Genomic DNA, 17,608 nt, shown 5'->3' on the forward strand with positions numbered 1-17,608 from the left:
CGGTGTCATCAGCCCGTCCTGTTTCGTTCTATATACTTACGATATACATGTACCTAACAGGCGGTGTTACTGTTACCATAACACTAGTTTAAGCTGCTTTTTTATTCTTTTTCTTTGATAAGCCACTTACAGCTTTAGATATGTTGATTCCTGCGTTTAAATCAGCATGGCTTACGTATCCACACTTTTTACATTTGAATTTATGTCTGTTTTTATTGCTTTTTTCAACATGACCGCATTTACACGTCTTCGATGTATTCTGAGGATTTACATTGGGTATTAAGAAACTTACGCTTTTGGGGAAAGGTAGAGAAGCAAGTGAGACGGATCCCCCGCTCCCTTTGAAGTTAGAAAAAATGGGAGATCCGTGCCTAAACCATGCGATCTAGTTTCCACACAAAGGCACGAATCGATGGTGCATATAAAAGCAACGGATCACTATCGAAATAGGGTGCCGGTAGAAATGGGGCAATCTTATTGATTTTGATATCTGCTTCTGCTTGTTGGAGTTCCCACGGCATATGATGTATGTCTCCTCGATAAACATGCTTGCCCTTAGTTGTCCACAAACAGTATCGAGCTGTTAACCAATCTTCAATGCTTCCCTTTGTAGCAGTAAAGACCGGCGATGTTGGGCGATACGCAACATGAAAGCTTGCACCTGGATATCCTCGATGGGTTCGTTCACTTTTAAAATCAATCAGTCCACTTACCTCTGTCATTCTCATGTCTGCATTAACGTATGGTAAGGAGAATAATCGTCGTGCACCAGCTACAGCTAGCTTATGATTTGCATCTAGTGTGAAAAAATAAACACCTGGCACCCCATTATATTTCACATAGGTCCGCACATTTAATTCTAGAAATGACTTAGCATAAGGAACCTGTGGCAAGCCGTGCATCCTAATATTATTCATCGCAAATGGAACAAGACCAATCCAGGCCGTACCTTCAAATGTGTCTAGCTCAAGCGCGGACGGTAGATGCTTTTTAAGTTCTTTAACTGGAATAGGCCAATGCATAAATAGCAATTGGTCCCAATCTTGTTTCATAAGCCACGGACTCTTTGGAAGCGGAAATGGACGATGATCAACTTCATTTAGTTCGTGATTCATTTTATTCATCCCCCGATCAATCAATTTTCAGTTCAGACCTTTACTTAATACCAATACTCTCTAATTTCCATTATTTCCACAATAAGATATTTTTTCAAGGGCAACTAATCAATAGGACCGTCCCTCTCACTCTAACGCCATTGTTCTGTAAAATAGAATTATTTTTAACCTGTAAGAAATTTTTATATTTTTAACAAGTTAGGTAAAAAATATAAAAATCTCAGGGAAGTGTAGGAGGGGAAAAATGCCATTTCAATCAGTCAATTCAAATAAGACACAATTAAGAATATTACTATTCGGTGTTCTTCTTTCTCACTTAGGTACTTATATGGTGCTGCCTATTTTACCTATTTACTTAAAAATACATAAGGGCCTTGATATAAGTAGCATTGGAATAATATTAGCGGTAACACCATTTGCGTTCCAAGCAGGTAGTCTATCAGGGGGGTTTTTAGCGGATCGCATTGGAAGACGGACAGTGATTGCAATTGGGGCTTGGATAAACGCTCTGGCACTTAGTGGCTACGCGATAGTGAATCAAGTTTCGTTGCTGATTTTGGTTGCCTTAATAAGCGGTATTGGGATTGGGCTAAATGCTCCTTCCACTAAAGCTGCCATCTCCGTTGTGGCCTCATCGGATAAAAATAAAACAACGGCTTTTTCCTTAAGAGGAATTGCTGCCAGTATAGGAACAGCACTTGCTGGGTTGTTAACCTACTTTGTGCTGGGGGGCTCATCTTCCGTTGTATTTTTTGTAGCATCCGGTCTCTATGTAGTACTGGGCATTATCACTTGGCTGTTTTTACAAAAAGGATGTGGAGATGAAGATTGTACTCCAGTTTCAATAAAGGAATATAAAGAAATCGGTAAAAATCATGCTTTTATCCTATTTTCCATAGTCATGGTTTTTGTTTGGGCACTATATACCCAACTTTCGATCAGCCTGCCTCTTCGTGCTGAAAGTATATTGCCAGACCCCGGTGTAGTTAGTTTAATTTGGACGATTAATAGTATCCTTGTTATTTTATTACAAACCCTTATCACAAGAAGGATTATCGATAAGATACACCCGATGTTTTCAATAGCTGCCGGTAGTCTCTTCTTAGGGATAGGTCTCGGAACGATTTATTTTTCCACCAATTTTTATTGGCTTATCTTAAGTGGTGCCATTTTCATTATTGGTGAGATGTTGTTTGTCCCAACCATGGATATAACTATTACACGACTTGGGACGGCCAAATTGATAGGAGCATTTTTTGGCTTATCTAATTTTGTTTCTGGGCTGGGGGAAGGTGCAGGGAAATTTTTAGGCGGACAATTATTAAGTGTAGGAACATCTTCTGCAGCTCCTTGGTTGTTATACTGCCTATATGGCGTGATCATTTCTCTTGTCCTCGTTGCCCTTAGATACTGGAAGCCTTTACGAACTGTACTTGATAAGAAAGAAGATATGATTAAAGATGAACGAAGTAAGTTCCACAACTTTGAAAATCAATTCACCAACTTTTCAGATTGGTTTTTAGGAAGAAGAAAACGGACACCATAGTAACTAGAGGGACAGTCCCTCTGGTTCCATTCTGTCCAAAGCATAACCAATATTGATGCCTATTACTTTATCATCATAGTGTACAAAAGATAATTGTAAGTTACTTTGGTGATCAATGTACCCTAAAATATTGATAGTTTGCTCTTTATCTTCATAAGTGAAAAAATCCTCACCCTAGGTTGCTATAACTTCATTAATAGGCGAACCTCTTTTTATTCCCATTGCTCTTGCCGAGGTATGGTTTTCTTCAAGAACTCCGACTTGTAGGATTTCCATTGTTTCTCTATCAACACTTTCATCTCTCCTTCCCTAACTCAAAAGATGAATGCTATGGTAGGATTCCGTAACATCGCTATTCATGACTATCAAGAAATAAATTTAGTAATTCTTCAGAAAACCGTTGAGGATTACATAATGGGTTTTAATGAATATACAAAAACCATTCTTTTGTACTGAACACCCCATACTAAAAAGAGGAGGCACCTTTTCTATAGAAAGGTGCCTCCTTTTTTCCTGTTTGGACATCGTTTTTTTAACTCGATATAGAAGGGCTTCCTTCGTACTTCGATAAAAGCGGAAGATCCGTCCCTGTGCTTTCGATGTACATTAATTTAACGTTAGACTCTCTTTACTTTCTCCACTAATTTCAATATAGTACGTACTTTTCAATGTGGAGAGCTTAGTGGAAATAGGGGTACTTATAGTGATTTTTTCTTCTGTTCTCTTGTCAGTTATAATAGTAACGTCAAACTTGGCTTCTTCATCTAAATTAAAGTTATTCATATTAAACTCTAGAGGTATACTATCTCCGTTTTTCACCTTTTCTTTTTCACTAGCATTCTCTATATTTGCAGTACCTCTAAGAATATCATTTTGAAAATATGAAACTTCAACTCCTTGGAATTCTATCTCTGATTTATTAATAAAATTTATTATAAATGTATTCTCATCAGGTATTGATGTTTCTTCAGAATTACTACATCCCATTAATTGAAAGCTCATAATAAATATTAAAAACCAAAATGGGAATTTTTTCATTTAAATTCTCCTCTCGTTAGTAAACTTAGAGACAGGGGGATTATAAGCATACGACTCCCCACCAATCGAAATTCCTTTAATATCATCTGCAGAGTAAACAACCGCAGTTATGTAAAAAGGAAGTTCCATTTCTGCTGTTGCTATGTATCCACCTACCTTAATGTCAATAGAACCAACATCCTTTTTTCCATTTTATTCTATTACATTATTCTCTTTATCGAGTACTGTAATTTCAGCAGGATATGGTTTCTCAAATTTAATAGGCAATTTATGATACCTAATAAAGCGGTCTTCTGTAGATACATCAACGTTAAAATTGTAATCTTCATACATAAGTTCCACACGTATATTATGAATTTTTTTCTCTGTATTTTCCCCAACCAAAATGTAATATAATCCTTTGTTCGTTTCTATATCTTGGTACTGCAATTCACCAGTACCGTGTCCCGTATTTGTTATTTTTAATCTTCCGTTCACCCCTTCAACTAACCGAACATATCCAATATTATTATTTTCCAATTGAAACAGCCCAATATGAGTTGTTGTGTCATCTATTCTAACTTTTTCTATTAGAATAGGATTTAATTGACGAGTTTCCCCTCTGTTTAACCAATCTTTCAAACTGGATTCAACAGATTCGTTAGTATTCTTGATGCTATAACTATTTATATAAAATACCGAGTAGCCAATACCTAAAATCACTAAAATCATAATATAGTAGTTCATTTTTCTCATTAAACGTAATCACTCCTACCACTGTTTACCTTATACATTTTTATTAGGCGCTGTTAAAGATGAGTGTTGATAATAGTACTTCACTAGCGATGATTGGAGCAAAAGGCGGAGACTCCACGTCCGGCCGCGGTAGACTGGAGACCCCACAGGCGTAGCCGAGGAGGCTCCAGCACCGCCCCGTGGAACGCGTAGCCTTTTGCGGAAATCAAGAGCGGCGTTTATCATAGCCTTAATTAACCCTTATATTGTTTTATACTTCTTAATCTAATCCGTTACATTTACAAGTTCATATTCCGCTACACTTCTTTACATAACTGCTCTTGATTGAATAACATCTTTATCTATATTTTAACATNGAGCGGCGTTTATCATAGCCTTAATTAACCCTTATATTGTTTTATACTTCTTAATCTAATCCGTTACATTTACAAGTTCATATTCCGCTACACTTCTTTACATAACTGCTCTTGATTGAATAACATCTTTATCTATATTTTAACATAAAATACCATTACTAGAGATATAAATACGAAGAAACAACATACTTAACCAGTTGAGCCATCGGATAATATTGAAACCATTGCCCTTCTGACTCGTATAAACAAGTAGAGTGAAAAGGAGGGACAGCAATATGAAAAAAACAGTCTTTTTCTCTGATAATTTCTTTTCTTCGGGGGAAACGGAAATTTTTAATGAGGATAAAAAAGTTATAGGAAAGTTAGATTTACGAAGTGCTTTCTCTGCTGCTGTTGATGTTAAAACACCAGAAGGGGATATTATCGTAAGTGGGGGGTTTGGTTTTTTCTCAAACAAATGGTTTGTTAAAGACCATAAGGAAAATGAGCTAGGCGAGCTCCGACAACGTTTTGCCTTCTTCAAGTCTATCTATGAATATAATGCTTTTGGTCGCGGTATCTATCGATTGGAAAGCCCCGCTTTTTCCAGGGAATACACTTTGTATGATGAAAAAGATGAATTGGCAGCAGATTTCAAAAGAACGGACAGCTTCTTTGAGTCGGCAGCTTTCCAGCTGTCCGATTACACATCCGTCCTTGAGACGGAGGAACTCGTGGCAGTAGTGATGGGAATGAATGCGATTGAGAAAAGAAGACGAGCACAAAACAATTCTGCCGCAACGTGATCCATGGAAGCAGGGGGCGGTTCTGCCGCTTCCCTCGAACTTCGAAAGAAGCGGGATATCCGTCCCTGCGCTTATCTTTTCTTGCCCCCACGTACACCAGACGTGATTTTCTTCCATTTCTCTCTTTCTGCTAGCTGGGCACGTTTATCGTTTTTCCGTTCCAAAAACGCAAGCTCTCTTTGCAGTTTCACATAGCTCTGATATCGTGCCGCTTCCAACGTCCCCTCTTCAATTGCTTCACGCACCGCACATTTCGGTTCGTTGGCATGCTTGCAATCGCGGAAATAACACTGCTCAGCCAGTGCTTCAATATCCAGGAAGCTATGACTGATAGCACCATCCGCCTCCCATAACTGAAGCTCCCGCATTCCAGGTGTATCAAGGACAAGACCACCTGTAGGCAGTAAATACAATTCACGATAAGTGGTCGTATGCTTTCCTTTGTCATCATCACTTCGCACTTCTTGAATAAGCTGTTTTTCTTCCCCAAGCAAATAATTCGTTAATGTTGATTTACCAGCTCCTGAAGAACCGAGCAACGCCACTGTTTTTCCCCTAGTAAAATATCTTCCAAGTTCTACAAGCCCTGTTTCATCTTTCACACTTACTGCATGAATCGGTACTCCAAAAGCTACCCCTTCCACTTCCTCCGTTTTTCCTTGGACGTCTTGGCACAGGTCTGATTTGGTAAGCACAACCACAGGGTTGGCACCACTCTCCCATGCCATTACCAGATACCTTTCAAGTCGTCTTGGATTAAAATCGTAATTCAACGACTGTACAAGAAAAATGGTATCAACGTTTGCAGCAACAATCTGTTCTTCTGTCGTCAAGCCTGCTGCTTTCCTTGAAAACTTACTGAACCTTGGTAATAGTGCGTGGATAGTAGCTTTCCCTTCTGCCTGCCGCTCACTTAATACCACCCAGTCTCCAACAGCAGGATAGTCCTCGCGCGTCGCAGTTTCAAAACGGTATTTCCCAGAAACTTCTGCCAGACACTCACCATTGTCCGTTGCCACCCTGTACAACCTTTTATGTTCAAGCATCACTCTTCCTACTGTATATCCTTGCTGCTCATATTCTGTAAAAGAATTGTTTAAAAACTCATTCCAACCTAATTCATTTCTTCTCAATGTAATTTCCTCCTAATAGATAGTAGATTTTTTTGGCATAACAAAAAGACCGCTCACACGGTCTTCTGCATAACAATTTATAAACCATGGGACGTTTGATCACAGCCCATGGAAATCTACACTCTCATCAGTAAAGGAACAGATTAGTTTAACGATTTCCGTGCAAGGGCTGTGATTCATTATTAAATTGATTGGCATTTACTACAATTATTTTTTCCATAAAACATCCCTCGCTTCCGTTCGTTTTTTCTTACACTGCTTATAATATGGTATTTTTATCTAAAAGTAAATAGGCTTTCTGAATTTTCTACAAAAGCACTAATTTGATTCAATTTGCGCTAATCTCTTTCTTTGTTTTATCTGCCATGTGAAGGAAACGGAAATTGTAACGCTAAGGACTACAAGCCCCAGTACAAATGGATAGATGATATTCACATCATATAAAAGCCCCGCAAGTGTCGGACCCAATACATTTCCGATACTCATGTATGCGTTATTCATTCCCATTGCAAATCCCTGTTCATTACCCGCCAATTTTGAAATCAATGTATTGATTACAGGTCTCAAGATGGAAGTAGCCAAAAAGATGATCAAGGTAATCCCAAAGAAAACACCATAGCTTGACGCAAATAACGAAACCAAGAACCCGACTGCCGCGACACATAGAAAAATATTCAGCACATTTCCTTCCCCGATGGCACGGACAATACGATCTACCACGAAAAGCTGTACAATTACACTGATTATCCCGGTAGACGTAATCATTACCGCAATCTCCTGAGGAGTTGCACCGAACTGGTTGTCAATAAATAATCCAAGTACAGACTCATAAGCCATCAAACCGAAACTCATCACAAGCGTGATAATAAGTGGAATGAAATACGGTTTGTTAACCGATAAAGCCAATTTCTTGATCATCGGCTCCGGATTTTCCTCCTGCGCTAACATCGGTTCCTTCTCCCTGCTCTCTTTTAACACAAGGATGGAAAAAACTGTTGCAACAAGAGAGATTAGCGCGGAAACCAACAGTGGAGTTTTCAATCCAAAGTCGGCCAAAAAACCACCTATTCCCGGTCCTATAACAATACCTAAGGACATAGCAGCCGAAATGTAACTGTTCCCTTTCGCCCTCTGATCCATTGTGGTTATATCTGCAACATAAGCAAAAAGTGCCGGAATGAGGAGTGCTGCACCAATTCCCCCGATAACACGTGATACATAAAGCATCCAAATGGAGTCAAATCCATAAAATACAAACATGGACAAGGTCAATCCAGCTAACCCGAGGATTATCATTATTCTGCGCCCGTATTGATCGGCCCATTTGCCTGCAAGTGGCGACATAAGAAACTGCGCTCCAGCGAATATGGCAATCATCAATCCTGCAGCCATTCCCCCCTCACCGATGGAGTCGAGGTATGCCGGCAATATAGGGATGATGATCCCGAAACTTCCCACTGCAATAAACATATTTATCATTAAAATTATCATTTTCTTACGTTGTTCAGGTGCCATTATGTCACTTCTTTCCACTATTTATTTCGTGCCTCTTAATAAATCAACTTATGTATTTTATGACTTTTGGAGGCCGGTGTCAATGGAAGAAGCTTTGTTCTGGTCTGTCAGTAACTTTCAGGGCAATAGGACTGGCTCATTTCTATCACCTTACCAGTTCGTGGATTCATCAAAAAGTATCGGTGCTCGTTTGTTTCGGTCATACCTTTAAAGTGATAGGCTCAATAGCGATTGAAAATCCGGTGGTCCTCAGTATGAATAGGTACAAGATCTCTGAATTTCTCTCCATTGATGTCATTCCCGTATTCTTCGAGAATCAATTATTCCGCTTCCTTGTAGGTATAGGTTGGTTTACCGACTATAAATATGAGGATGGAAAAGAATACCCATCGCTTAGGCCGTTTTAGTCCTCAACCTCTCTCTCGAAAAATTGCAAATAACATGAAAAGCAGCTGGACGGACTTCATGCTTCCTTCATAATTCGAAAGAAGCGTAAGATCCGTCCCTGCGCTTCTACGAGACAGCCTCTTCTTTTGCTTTACGCCAATTCCCTTTTTAATTGCATCAACTTAAACAACTCTTCATCCATAGCGGAGTATTCCTCACTATCCTTACTCACCATACTGATTTTTCCCAACAATTCCGTAATCCTGGCCTCCAATACCACCCTCTGCTCCCTTGTTTCTTTTACAGAAGAAGACACCTGTTTCATTTTCTTCTCTTCATACTCCTTTAACCCGGTTTCCACCCTCTTGATTTTTTTATCTTCAATTACAAGCAACTTGCCACACAGCTTTTCAATGAAATACCGGTCATGGGAGATGACAATCAGCGTGCCATTGAACGTAGATAATGTTTCCTCCATCTGTTCTCTGCTTGGCAGATCGAGGTGATTCGTCGGTTCATCCAGGATCAATACATCATATTCCTGCATAATCATATGCACTAGCTTGACTCTTGTCTTCTCACCAAGGCTCAACGTACTCAATGGTTTGGTGAGCTTTTCCTCTTTCATTCCCATATTTGCAAAAATCGTGCGCGCCTTGGAAACACGTTCCCACCCAATGAGGTCCAAATACTCCATTGTGGTTTTACCCATCGGCAAATCATTAACATCCTGGCTCAAATACGCCACTTTCAGAGAACCACTTTTCCATAGTGAGCCTTTTGTAATGGTTTCCTGGTCCAATAGCATTTTTACAAACGTCGTTTTCCCTGCTCCATTTTCCCCAATCAGTCCTATTCTTTCGGCATGCTTCACATAAAAGTGGCTTTTTCCAAAAACAACCCGCTCACCGTATTGTTTGGTTAAACCTTTCGCCTCAAGGATCCTTTTTCCGCGTTTTCCCTCAGCTTCAAATTCAAATTTTATCTGGACTTCTTCCTTCGGTTTTTCCACTTTATGTTTGGACAGTTCAAGCTCAAGTCTTTTTGTTTTTGATTTAATCTGGTTATCCTTTTTCTTCGCTTTAACCCGTTCGAACTCTTTTAACCCCATCTGTTTTTGTTCACTAGGGTTATCCCTTTTTCCAGCTTCTCGATGTGCTTTCTCTGACCACTGTTTCAGATTAGCAACTTGATCTTCAATTCTTTTTATTTTTCTCTGCTGTTTTCCATAATCACGCTCCTGCTGATCTAGACGACGCTGCTTCTCTTGGCGATATGCTGTGTAATTGCCTTCATACTCTACAAGCATACTGTCTTCAATTTCATAAATTTTAGACACCGTTTTATCCAAAAAGAACCTGTCATGAGAAATGATGATAGCAGCACCGTTAAACTTCTCTAATTCTGAAATCAGCCAGTTTACTCCCTTCATATCCATATGATTTGTCGGCTCATCCAGACAGAGGAACTGTGGAGACTGCGCCCAGATTTTCGCCAATGCCAACTTAAGTCTTTCTCCTCCACTCAAAGTCTCATAAGATGACCCTTCACTAGAGATTGATTTATCCAACCCAAGTTCGCTGGTCATACGGAGAATACTGTTTCCTTCCTCGCTCATTTCTTCATCCATCTTGATTGTGTAATCTGTGCTCTGCGGGAGGTAACCGATTTTTAATGAACCTGGAAACTTTGTGATACTCCCTGAATCGGGCTGAATCGAGCCCATCAACAGTTTCATCAATGTTGTTTTCCCTGCCCCATTCCAGCCGACCAACCCTATTTTTTCACCATTTCGTATATCAAAAGTAATCTCCTTTAAAATATCTCTTTCTCCAAAACTTTTACTTACTTGTTTTACTTGTAGAATCATTGTCATTCCATAGCACCTCATTATGAATTTTTTTTAGTTATAAATGAGCAGCCATATTATCAATCATCACAAAAAACCTCCCCGGGAATCCTGGAGAGGTTTTAAAGACAAGTCGAATGCATATGCAAACAACGCCTATTCTACATGTAAGTATCACAAAAATAACACTAATCCATAACGGATAGTGAGGCATCTATACTCTGATACTTGTGGCAGGTAAAAATGGGCAGACTAATCCAATTCTCCAGGTTCCTCATTTTATAAGTCATATGAGTTCACTCCTAAGAAAAAAGATTAATTCCACATCGCACCTTGTACCTTCCTTTTCTCGTATTGTCATGCAATATTAGTATATTTTTCCTTATGGAAATTGTCAACGGTATTTGGAATTGTGTTTCATGAGGTTTGCATGTGTCGATTTGTGTCGAATGGCCTTTATATTGCTCCAATTGGACGATATAATGAAAAAGTGGACGATAAAATAAAAAGTTGGACAATATATTAAAAAAGTGGACAATAAAATAATATGTTGGCTGAAATTAACTCTTAAGTGCTAGATAAATAGACCAAATTAAGGCCTCACCCCCGAACTCATCGAGCCTTTTACCTCCGTATTAGCCGAATCAACCTCAAATAACCTGGAAAACTTGGAGAGTCACCGACTATTCACCATAATCATGTTTATCCATAACAAATCGCAGACTCATATTAAGCTATTTTGATAATTTTACACAAAAAAAGCCTACCTTTTTCGAGATAAGCTCCCATTTATTGAATGAGTGAATGACAGCTTTATTAGCTGCTCACGAATGTTGAATTTTTCTCATAGACAGATCTAATAATGCGATATAACCCTGTAATCATAAGAGCTTTAACAATGGGGTAACCAACATAAACTATTAGATTCGCGTGTTCAATTAAACTAAACTCCCCCCATTCAAGCCAGAGACGCCAACCCATTCCTAGACTACTCAAACATAAGCAAATTACAAAAACTAACCCTACACTGTCTTTAAAAAGACCTACAAATATGTTCGCTGCCATAAAGTACATCAAAAGCGTTATAAACGTAAAAAACAGGTCAAACCCCTTCAATCCAGGAATCACGAACGTAAATGAGATTCCTGAAAAAAGTAGGATAATGATAATACTGATTGATAAAAACACCTTAGTTGATTTCTCTACATGACTATAAAACTGTTTTTCAAACATGGAAATTCACCTCCAATTTCAATATGTAAGGGATTACTTATTGGTCTTTCTTTCTAAATCGTCTACACGTTTTTTAGTTCCTCTATTTCCTTAACTACCCTCATTATTAAAAAAAGACTGCTTTCTTAAGCAGCAATCGCATCCTTTACTTTATATACAATTGTTCACATTTATTTTACAGTTTATTATCCTCTAGTTCTTTAATTCTTTTTTCCAATTCTCCTATTTTTGAAAATGCAAAAAGCGCTATACTTAAAGCACCTGCGGCAACACAAAATGCTACAATTACCATAGTTTCCATCCCCATTTCACCTCATATTAATCTTAACCTACGACTTATTCCAAGATCGCACCAATTTTGTTAAAAAAGGTCCTACTTATTTTTCGGTTACCATTACAATTTGTTCATTCTAATAATTTCTCCTAAGTTTAAGCCAACCCAAGCACCGATAAATGGGAAAGCACTGATAGGAAAGTCCAAAGTTAAATTGTCAAAATCCACTACAATAATTAAAACTGTAAAAAGAACACTATTTATAACACTGATGACGACAATTTCAGTTATTTTTTTTCGCTTCCAACGTTTCTCACCCATTCGATTTTTATCAAATTCCTGTACCCTTCTATTTGTCTTTGTACCGATAGGTTTTCCTGTCTTTAGTGTGTACAAAGTGATAGCAACTATTATCCATAGAAGTACAAAATGCACTCCGAAGAAGAGGAATAGGTTTCCGTTTTCAGCAAAATAAGCGAATAGCACGAATAACAACAGCATTAATAGATTGGATTGGATTAATTGCTTCTTTTTTAAATGCTTAACTTCATCTATATCCCAGTGTGTTTCAACCATTTTTTCCTCCCTTTCAACTTGACACTTTTTTAACTTATAGTAAAACAAATAATCCAACTATCGAAGCTAAGATACCTCCAACGCGATTTGCAATTAATGCAAGTTCACTAGGTTCAGCATCACGTAGTTTCCAACCAATCTCTAGATACCAAGCTACTTTTGGGAATACTGCCCCTAATAAACCGAATAAAATGATTACTATCCCTAATGGATTGCCTGATGAACTATTAGATGTAATTGCATCTCCATCTATTTGCTCATATCTTTCAATAGCCTCTTCTCCCAAACTCATCTCTTCACTTGTTAATTCCAGAGAGCCACCACCATGCCCAGTATTTCCTGATTTTTCATAAAAATATGTATGACCATTTTCAAATTCCACTTCATATCTGTAACCATTAGAGCGATCTTCAAAGAATACCGTTACTACCTCCCCATTCGATAATTCAATTTCTCTTGGAGACTCTGCTGATGTATTAATTGTGATAAAAAGGCTAAAAAATATCATTATAATTACTTTAATAGTAAGTCTCATCAAGCCACCTCCTTCAGTAGACTTAAAACTATTGTAGTATTTACCAAGATCTCCACCTTCTGTTTGTATATTTAATTTTACGGATACAAACCAAAAAAGTTTCGTTATTGAATAATCTGGCTTAGCTACTTCAACAAGAAAAAGCGAATACCTTTGTTAAGCATTCGCACCTGTTATTCATAAAGTCTTACACAATAAGTCATTATTTCTTACGTTTTCGTTCTAAAAATATAGGTGCTATATTTAGTAAGATAGAAACAATTGTCAAAAACCAAAATGCCCTTGCCATACCAGGTATTACATCCGATAAAGCCGCCCAATCTTCGGCTTTTACCCACCGAGTTAGATAACTGTAATCTGCACAAATTGTTAATGCTGTAAATGATAATGCCATCGCCATAGCAAGCTTATAATCCTTTCCTGCTGCAAACATATAAAGATTTATAAAAGTTAGTACTATTGCAATGACCCCAAATATTACCCACATAACTATACCTCCTTATATTTTTATTTTTGTCGTTTAGTGCTTACCTGCCCCTTTAATTGAAGATTACTAATTAGTTTCCTGACACAGTTTGAAACGATAGTTCATTGCCATTTTTGAAGCTTCGTATTGTTTCATACTGCTTATCTTTATGTATTTTATATACTACCTGTTGCTTTAAACTTGCATGGGAATAATCTTTTGTTTTTTCTTCAATATAATTTATGTTTAATATTTTTCCGTCTGAATCCACACTAAAATCGGTAAAATAAGCAGCATTTTCACCCTCTATCACGTTTTTTCCATTTAACATCACATATATTACCTTGTCCTCATCGAAATAAAGATGTGCACCATTTGTGTCCTCAACACTTTCAAAAAAAGTACGAACATTGTTGTTTGTATTAGCGATTTCAACTTCATTGAAAGTCAATTCCGAACTACATCCAGCTAATAATAGAATAAATATGAAAACTGACAATATTTTTTTCATATTAAAAACACTCCTCTAAAGTTTTGAAGTAAACTGCCCTATTACTCAATACCAATTATTTCAAAAATCAGACATTTACACAAGATACACTTCCATAAAAAAGAAGCTTATCTTGTTGCAGATAAACACCTGTTTGAAGAACAATTTTATTTCCCTTTATTTCTATATGGATACAATACTTTTTCGACCCAATCAAAAAACACTTCGTATGCTTCATCATCTGTTTTAACATTACTAAGAAATACACCTAAACGTTCATCATAATAATAATCCTTACTCTCAAATAAAACTCTAATTTCCTTTTCATCGAGGAAATCATTAAAAAACAAATCCATTGACCCATCTTGTCTTACCCAAGCAATAGATTCTATTGCAGGAGCAACTTCCTCTTCCCAATTCGCCACATGAAGGTGGTCTCCAGTATAGTTAACCCCATCAAAGTATTCTTTCTCATTCATTGATTTAACCTCCGATATTCTTTCCACATTAATCCAAAAAGAAGCAGTAGAACCGTCCGAGCCCCGTGAAAAAGTAGTCCTTTTTGAAAAAACACCTTATTAAGGGGTACATAAATGTCTCCCTTTAAAAAACACGGGGCTTAGAATCGATTCTAGAGACCCGTCTTTTTTTCGTTAATTCTAATCTCAAACCGTCCCTTTGCTCCTAAAAAACGCACCGTTTGTTGAATATGAGATCATTTATTGTTTATTTTCCATCAGATAATTTAGTTATATCGTAAATCCATAATAAAGCTAGGAAAATAGCAAATAAAATTGTTAAAGTGGTATTGCTTAAATCATAAAAGTAGTTAAGAGTTAAAACTCCAAACAAATATACTGCTGCAAACAAAACCCTTATATTTTTCCTTAAGATCATAAACACCTCTTTAAAGTCACCGTATAATGAAACTTTTTATAGAATGAAACAACTTTCTATTCTGGTCCATTTGGTAAGGATGTTTCCATTCCATTTTTCCAAAAGGTCTTCTGATGTTAATTTTTAGTAATCTCACCTAATTTTATCTCCACAGCTTCTTCGTTTGGAAATACCATATATTTTAATAATACTATAAATATTCCATAATTTCTGTTAAATTTTAGCATGCGATATTCTTTGTAAATTCGCTCGCTAAGCAAACCGTTTTATGTTTCTACCTCAACTGAACTACTCTTTAATGTGTACATGTTTCACACAATCGGTTTTTCTGCTGGAGCTATTTTGTTTTTACCAATAAGAGTTAGTTCTTCTAATAAGGGGCCCATTCATTTGAAATTGTTAAACGAAGATAACATGATACAGTGACTCTTAAACATTTACCTCCACGGTATAGTACCATCTCTTCCCTCATGAATTGCTTAAACTTCACCACTTTCCATGCCTATTTCCTCTTAGTTTTATTTTGTTATTTCAAGTAAAATTTACATATTAATCCAAAAAAACGAGCGGTAGAACCTTCCCTTTGCTCCCTCATAGACTAGGCCAAACTAGACGTTCTTTCTTTATGGATAGAAGCAAATGAGAAAGAAGAGTATTGACCCCAGCTCAACAGCTTGGGATCATAGCTACACAATTTACAATATCTGATATTTTATCCTTTACATAGAACTCCTACTTTTCGAAGTTACTTAAATCCAACCAACATACATGAGGAGGAGAATATGGGGAAATATAAATTATAATATATTCATTCGGAGGGTTTATGATGGAGAATGGAAAACAGATAAGGTTAACATCAATGGAAATCTCCCAACTTTGGGCACAATATTTGAATGATAGCGGAAGCATTTGTATTCTTACATATTTTTTAGAAAAGGCTGAGGATACAGAGATTAAGCCTGTTATTGAATACGCGTTAAAACTCTCAATAAAACATATAGAAAAACTGACTTCTATTTTTATTGAGGAAAAACATGCAATCCCTCATGGTTTTAAAATAGAGGAAGATGTCGATATAACTGCTCCTAGGTTATATTCTGACATTTATGTATTAAATTTTATTAATCAAATGTCAATGGTTGGACTTACAACTTACGGAGCAAGTTTATCGGGGTCTACCAGAGCTGACATAACAGATTTCTATATGGAGTGCCTGTCTGAAACCATGCAATTATTTAAACAGTCGAAAGACCTGCTTTTGTCCAAAGGTCTTTATATAAGGTCTCCATATTTGCCAAACTTGGAAAAAGCAGAATTTGTGAAAAAACAGCGTTTTGTATGGGATATTATTGGTGAAAAAAGACCTTTAATAGCATCTGAAATCTCCAATATATTTGCAAATATTCAAAGAAATGCTTTAGGAGCAGCGACTCTAGCAGGATTTTGCCAGGTTGCTCAGGACAAACAAGTAAAAAAATTCTTGGTCAGAGGGATTGAAATGGCCAAAAAGCACATTATATTATTCGGGAAAAAATTTGAAGAAAGCAATCTTCCAGTTCCTACAACTTGGGCAACAGAAATCACGGATAGCACTGTTTATACTTTTTCGGATAAACTAATGATGTTCTTTACAACAGCATTAATCGGGTTGAGTATTGGGTATTATGGAACAGGTGTTGCACAAAGTCCCAGAGTGGATATAGGCGTTATGTATAACAGATTGATGGCAGAAATCGAGCTGTATTCTGAGGATGGCTCTAATATCATGATAAATAATAAATGGTTAGAACAGCCTCCAATAGCATCAGACAGAGATGAGTTAGCCAAAGCTAATCTAAATGACTGATCTCAAAAGGGAGGTCATTTACAGTCCTTTTCTGATAACACAATTACTAGTTGAGGGACATGTGGGGTGAATTTTACGATGAAAAATACATATAAATCCCCTTGTTCAGCTTTATTATGGTCACTTGTTTTACCTGGATTTGGTCAATTTTATAATGGTCAACTTTTTATTGGCTTTTTCTTGATGGTTTTGGAAGTTTTGATTAACTATAGTTCTAATTTAAATTTGGCAATATACCATACTTTCAGAGGAGAATTGCAACAGGCACATCAGGTTGTTCATTACAATTGGGGTTTGTTTTATCCTTCTTTATGGGGATATGGTATGTGGCAAGCATACAATGAAGCCATAAGTATAAACAACACACTGAGAGAAAAAGGAATAAGTGAACCTCTCAAAAAGGCTGATTTCACGGGAATGCTTTTCGGTTTAGTTGCAGGAATGGTTTTGGGTCTATTTTTCCAATTTATTTTTATTAGTCCAGTTTATACAGGTCTTGCAATTGGGTTGCTTGGAGCAATTATTGGATATTTAGTGGAAAAGTGCATATATAAACTAATTGACAGACATTAATAAGAACATTACTTGATTAATGGCAGACTGCAGTAGGAAAGCTTTTATTTGCAAATTATAAGTTTGCACCTCAGAAGTAAACCCGTTACCAACATATAGAACGTTTCAATATTTTTTGTTCAACTCCTGCCCCGGTAGATAAGTAGTTTTTTTTCACAATCACCTTTTTATTTTTCAACATATTCATTTGACTCAAAGGCAATTTTTGCTAAACTACCTGGCCCTTAAGTCCAAGATATTGCACCAATTAGCTTTATTC

General features: G+C 37.1%; 20 protein-coding genes. 6 read left to right on the top strand and 14 right to left on the bottom strand.

Translation table 11 applies throughout. The features are described 5' to 3' along the window. Positions 1–88: 88 nt before the first annotated feature. Together K9B36_RS17055 and K9B36_RS09260 are read right to left on the bottom strand one after the other, a co-directional pair. Positions 89–385, bottom strand: coding sequence for a zinc ribbon domain-containing protein (locus K9B36_RS17055; protein ID WP_399201669.1), 297 nt, complete (start codon positions 383–385; stop codon positions 89–91). Next, positions 372–1,115: a YqjF family protein gene (locus K9B36_RS09260; RefSeq protein ID WP_223701763.1), complete on the bottom strand. Its 744-nt coding sequence runs from the start codon at positions 1,113–1,115 to the stop codon at positions 372–374. Before K9B36_RS09260 ends, K9B36_RS17055 begins: the two co-directional genes overlap by 14 nt. A gap of 244 nt (positions 1,116–1,359) precedes the next feature. Between K9B36_RS09260 and K9B36_RS09265 the strand changes: the two genes are divergently transcribed. Then, entirely contained in the window at positions 1,360–2,661 is a 1,302-nt protein-coding gene (locus K9B36_RS09265) for an MFS transporter (protein ID WP_223701764.1), read from the top strand. A gap of 297 nt (positions 2,662–2,958) precedes the next feature. Beyond that, positions 2,959–3,117 (top strand): HepT-like ribonuclease domain-containing protein, encoded by a 159-nt coding sequence (locus K9B36_RS09270; protein WP_223701836.1) that lies wholly within the window; start codon positions 2,959–2,961, stop codon positions 3,115–3,117. A gap of 150 nt (positions 3,118–3,267) precedes the next feature. On the opposite strand, the gene K9B36_RS09275 is transcribed toward K9B36_RS09270, so the two are convergent. After that, positions 3,268–3,699: a hypothetical protein gene (locus K9B36_RS09275; protein ID WP_223701765.1), complete on the bottom strand. Its 432-nt coding sequence runs from the start codon at positions 3,697–3,699 to the stop codon at positions 3,268–3,270. 192 nt (positions 3,700–3,891) lie between these two features. Then, a complete protein-coding gene (locus K9B36_RS09280) occupies positions 3,892–4,434 on the bottom strand; it encodes a hypothetical protein (protein WP_223701766.1) in 543 nt (180 codons plus the stop codon). 631 nt (positions 4,435–5,065) lie between these two features. Here K9B36_RS09280 and K9B36_RS09285 point away from each other — a divergent pair. Beyond that, a complete protein-coding gene (locus K9B36_RS09285; RefSeq protein ID WP_223701767.1) occupies positions 5,066–5,575 on the top strand; it encodes a hypothetical protein in 510 nt (169 codons plus the stop codon). Positions 5,576–5,646: 71 nt separating this feature from the next. Here K9B36_RS09285 and rsgA read toward each other — a convergent pair whose 3' ends face one another. Both rsgA and K9B36_RS09295 read right to left on the bottom strand, forming a co-directional pair. After that, positions 5,647–6,708 (bottom strand): ribosome small subunit-dependent GTPase A, encoded by a 1,062-nt coding sequence (gene rsgA / locus K9B36_RS09290; protein ID WP_223701768.1) that lies wholly within the window; start codon positions 6,706–6,708, stop codon positions 5,647–5,649. A gap of 318 nt (positions 6,709–7,026) precedes the next feature. Continuing rightward, positions 7,027–8,223 carry an MFS transporter gene (locus K9B36_RS09295; protein WP_223701769.1) on the bottom strand — a complete coding sequence of 399 codons (1,197 nt, stop codon included), beginning with the start codon at positions 8,221–8,223 and terminating at the stop codon, positions 7,027–7,029. A 254-nt stretch (positions 8,224–8,477) separates the two neighbouring features. Here K9B36_RS09295 and K9B36_RS09300 point away from each other — a divergent pair, with 254 nt between their 5' ends. Then, a complete protein-coding gene (locus K9B36_RS09300; RefSeq protein ID WP_223701770.1) occupies positions 8,478–8,630 on the top strand; it encodes a hypothetical protein in 153 nt (50 codons plus the stop codon). A gap of 131 nt (positions 8,631–8,761) precedes the next feature. Here K9B36_RS09300 and abc-f read toward each other — a convergent pair whose 3' ends face one another. The 8 genes from abc-f to K9B36_RS09335 all read right to left on the bottom strand — a co-directional run bounded on the left by abc-f (position 8,762) and on the right by K9B36_RS09335 (position 14,512). Then, on the bottom strand, positions 8,762–10,486 hold the full coding sequence (gene abc-f / locus K9B36_RS09305; RefSeq protein WP_223701771.1) for a ribosomal protection-like ABC-F family protein: 1,725 nt from the start codon (positions 10,484–10,486) through the stop codon (positions 8,762–8,764). Between the two features lie 789 nt (positions 10,487–11,275). Further along, a complete protein-coding gene (locus K9B36_RS09310; RefSeq protein ID WP_223701772.1) occupies positions 11,276–11,692 on the bottom strand; it encodes an ABC transporter permease in 417 nt (138 codons plus the stop codon). Between the two features lie 175 nt (positions 11,693–11,867). Beyond that, positions 11,868–11,993 carry a hypothetical protein gene (locus K9B36_RS16880; protein ID WP_263399310.1) on the bottom strand — a complete coding sequence of 42 codons (126 nt, stop codon included), beginning with the start codon at positions 11,991–11,993 and terminating at the stop codon, positions 11,868–11,870. A gap of 93 nt (positions 11,994–12,086) precedes the next feature. Beyond that, a complete protein-coding gene (locus tag K9B36_RS09315; RefSeq protein WP_223701773.1) occupies positions 12,087–12,542 on the bottom strand; it encodes a hypothetical protein in 456 nt (151 codons plus the stop codon). Positions 12,543–12,576: 34 nt separating this feature from the next. Continuing rightward, positions 12,577–13,077, bottom strand: coding sequence for a DUF6199 family natural product biosynthesis protein (locus K9B36_RS09320; protein WP_223701774.1), 501 nt, complete (start codon positions 13,075–13,077; stop codon positions 12,577–12,579). Between the two features lie 202 nt (positions 13,078–13,279). Continuing rightward, a complete protein-coding gene (locus tag K9B36_RS09325; protein WP_223701775.1) occupies positions 13,280–13,564 on the bottom strand; it encodes a hypothetical protein in 285 nt (94 codons plus the stop codon). A 70-nt stretch (positions 13,565–13,634) separates the two neighbouring features. Continuing rightward, positions 13,635–14,054, bottom strand: coding sequence for a membrane lipoprotein lipid attachment site-containing protein (locus K9B36_RS09330; protein WP_223701776.1), 420 nt, complete (start codon positions 14,052–14,054; stop codon positions 13,635–13,637). A gap of 146 nt (positions 14,055–14,200) precedes the next feature. Next, positions 14,201–14,512, bottom strand: coding sequence for a hypothetical protein (locus tag K9B36_RS09335; RefSeq protein ID WP_223701777.1), 312 nt, complete (start codon positions 14,510–14,512; stop codon positions 14,201–14,203). Positions 14,513–15,753: 1,241 nt separating this feature from the next. On the opposite strand from K9B36_RS09335, the gene K9B36_RS09340 reads away from it, so the two are divergent. Continuing rightward, the gene (locus K9B36_RS09340; RefSeq protein ID WP_399201651.1) at positions 15,754–16,776 is read left to right on the top strand and encodes a DUF3231 family protein; all 1,023 of its coding nucleotides are present in this window, start codon (positions 15,754–15,756) and stop codon (positions 16,774–16,776) included. 78 nt (positions 16,777–16,854) lie between these two features. After that, on the top strand, positions 16,855–17,349 hold the full coding sequence (locus tag K9B36_RS09345; protein WP_223701779.1) for a DUF5683 domain-containing protein: 495 nt from the start codon (positions 16,855–16,857) through the stop codon (positions 17,347–17,349). Positions 17,350–17,608 lie beyond the last annotated feature (259 nt).

This window comes from Sutcliffiella deserti, from assembly GCF_020037475.1.
Classification (GTDB): domain Bacteria; phylum Bacillota; class Bacilli; order Bacillales; family Bacillaceae_I; genus Sutcliffiella_A; species Sutcliffiella_A deserti.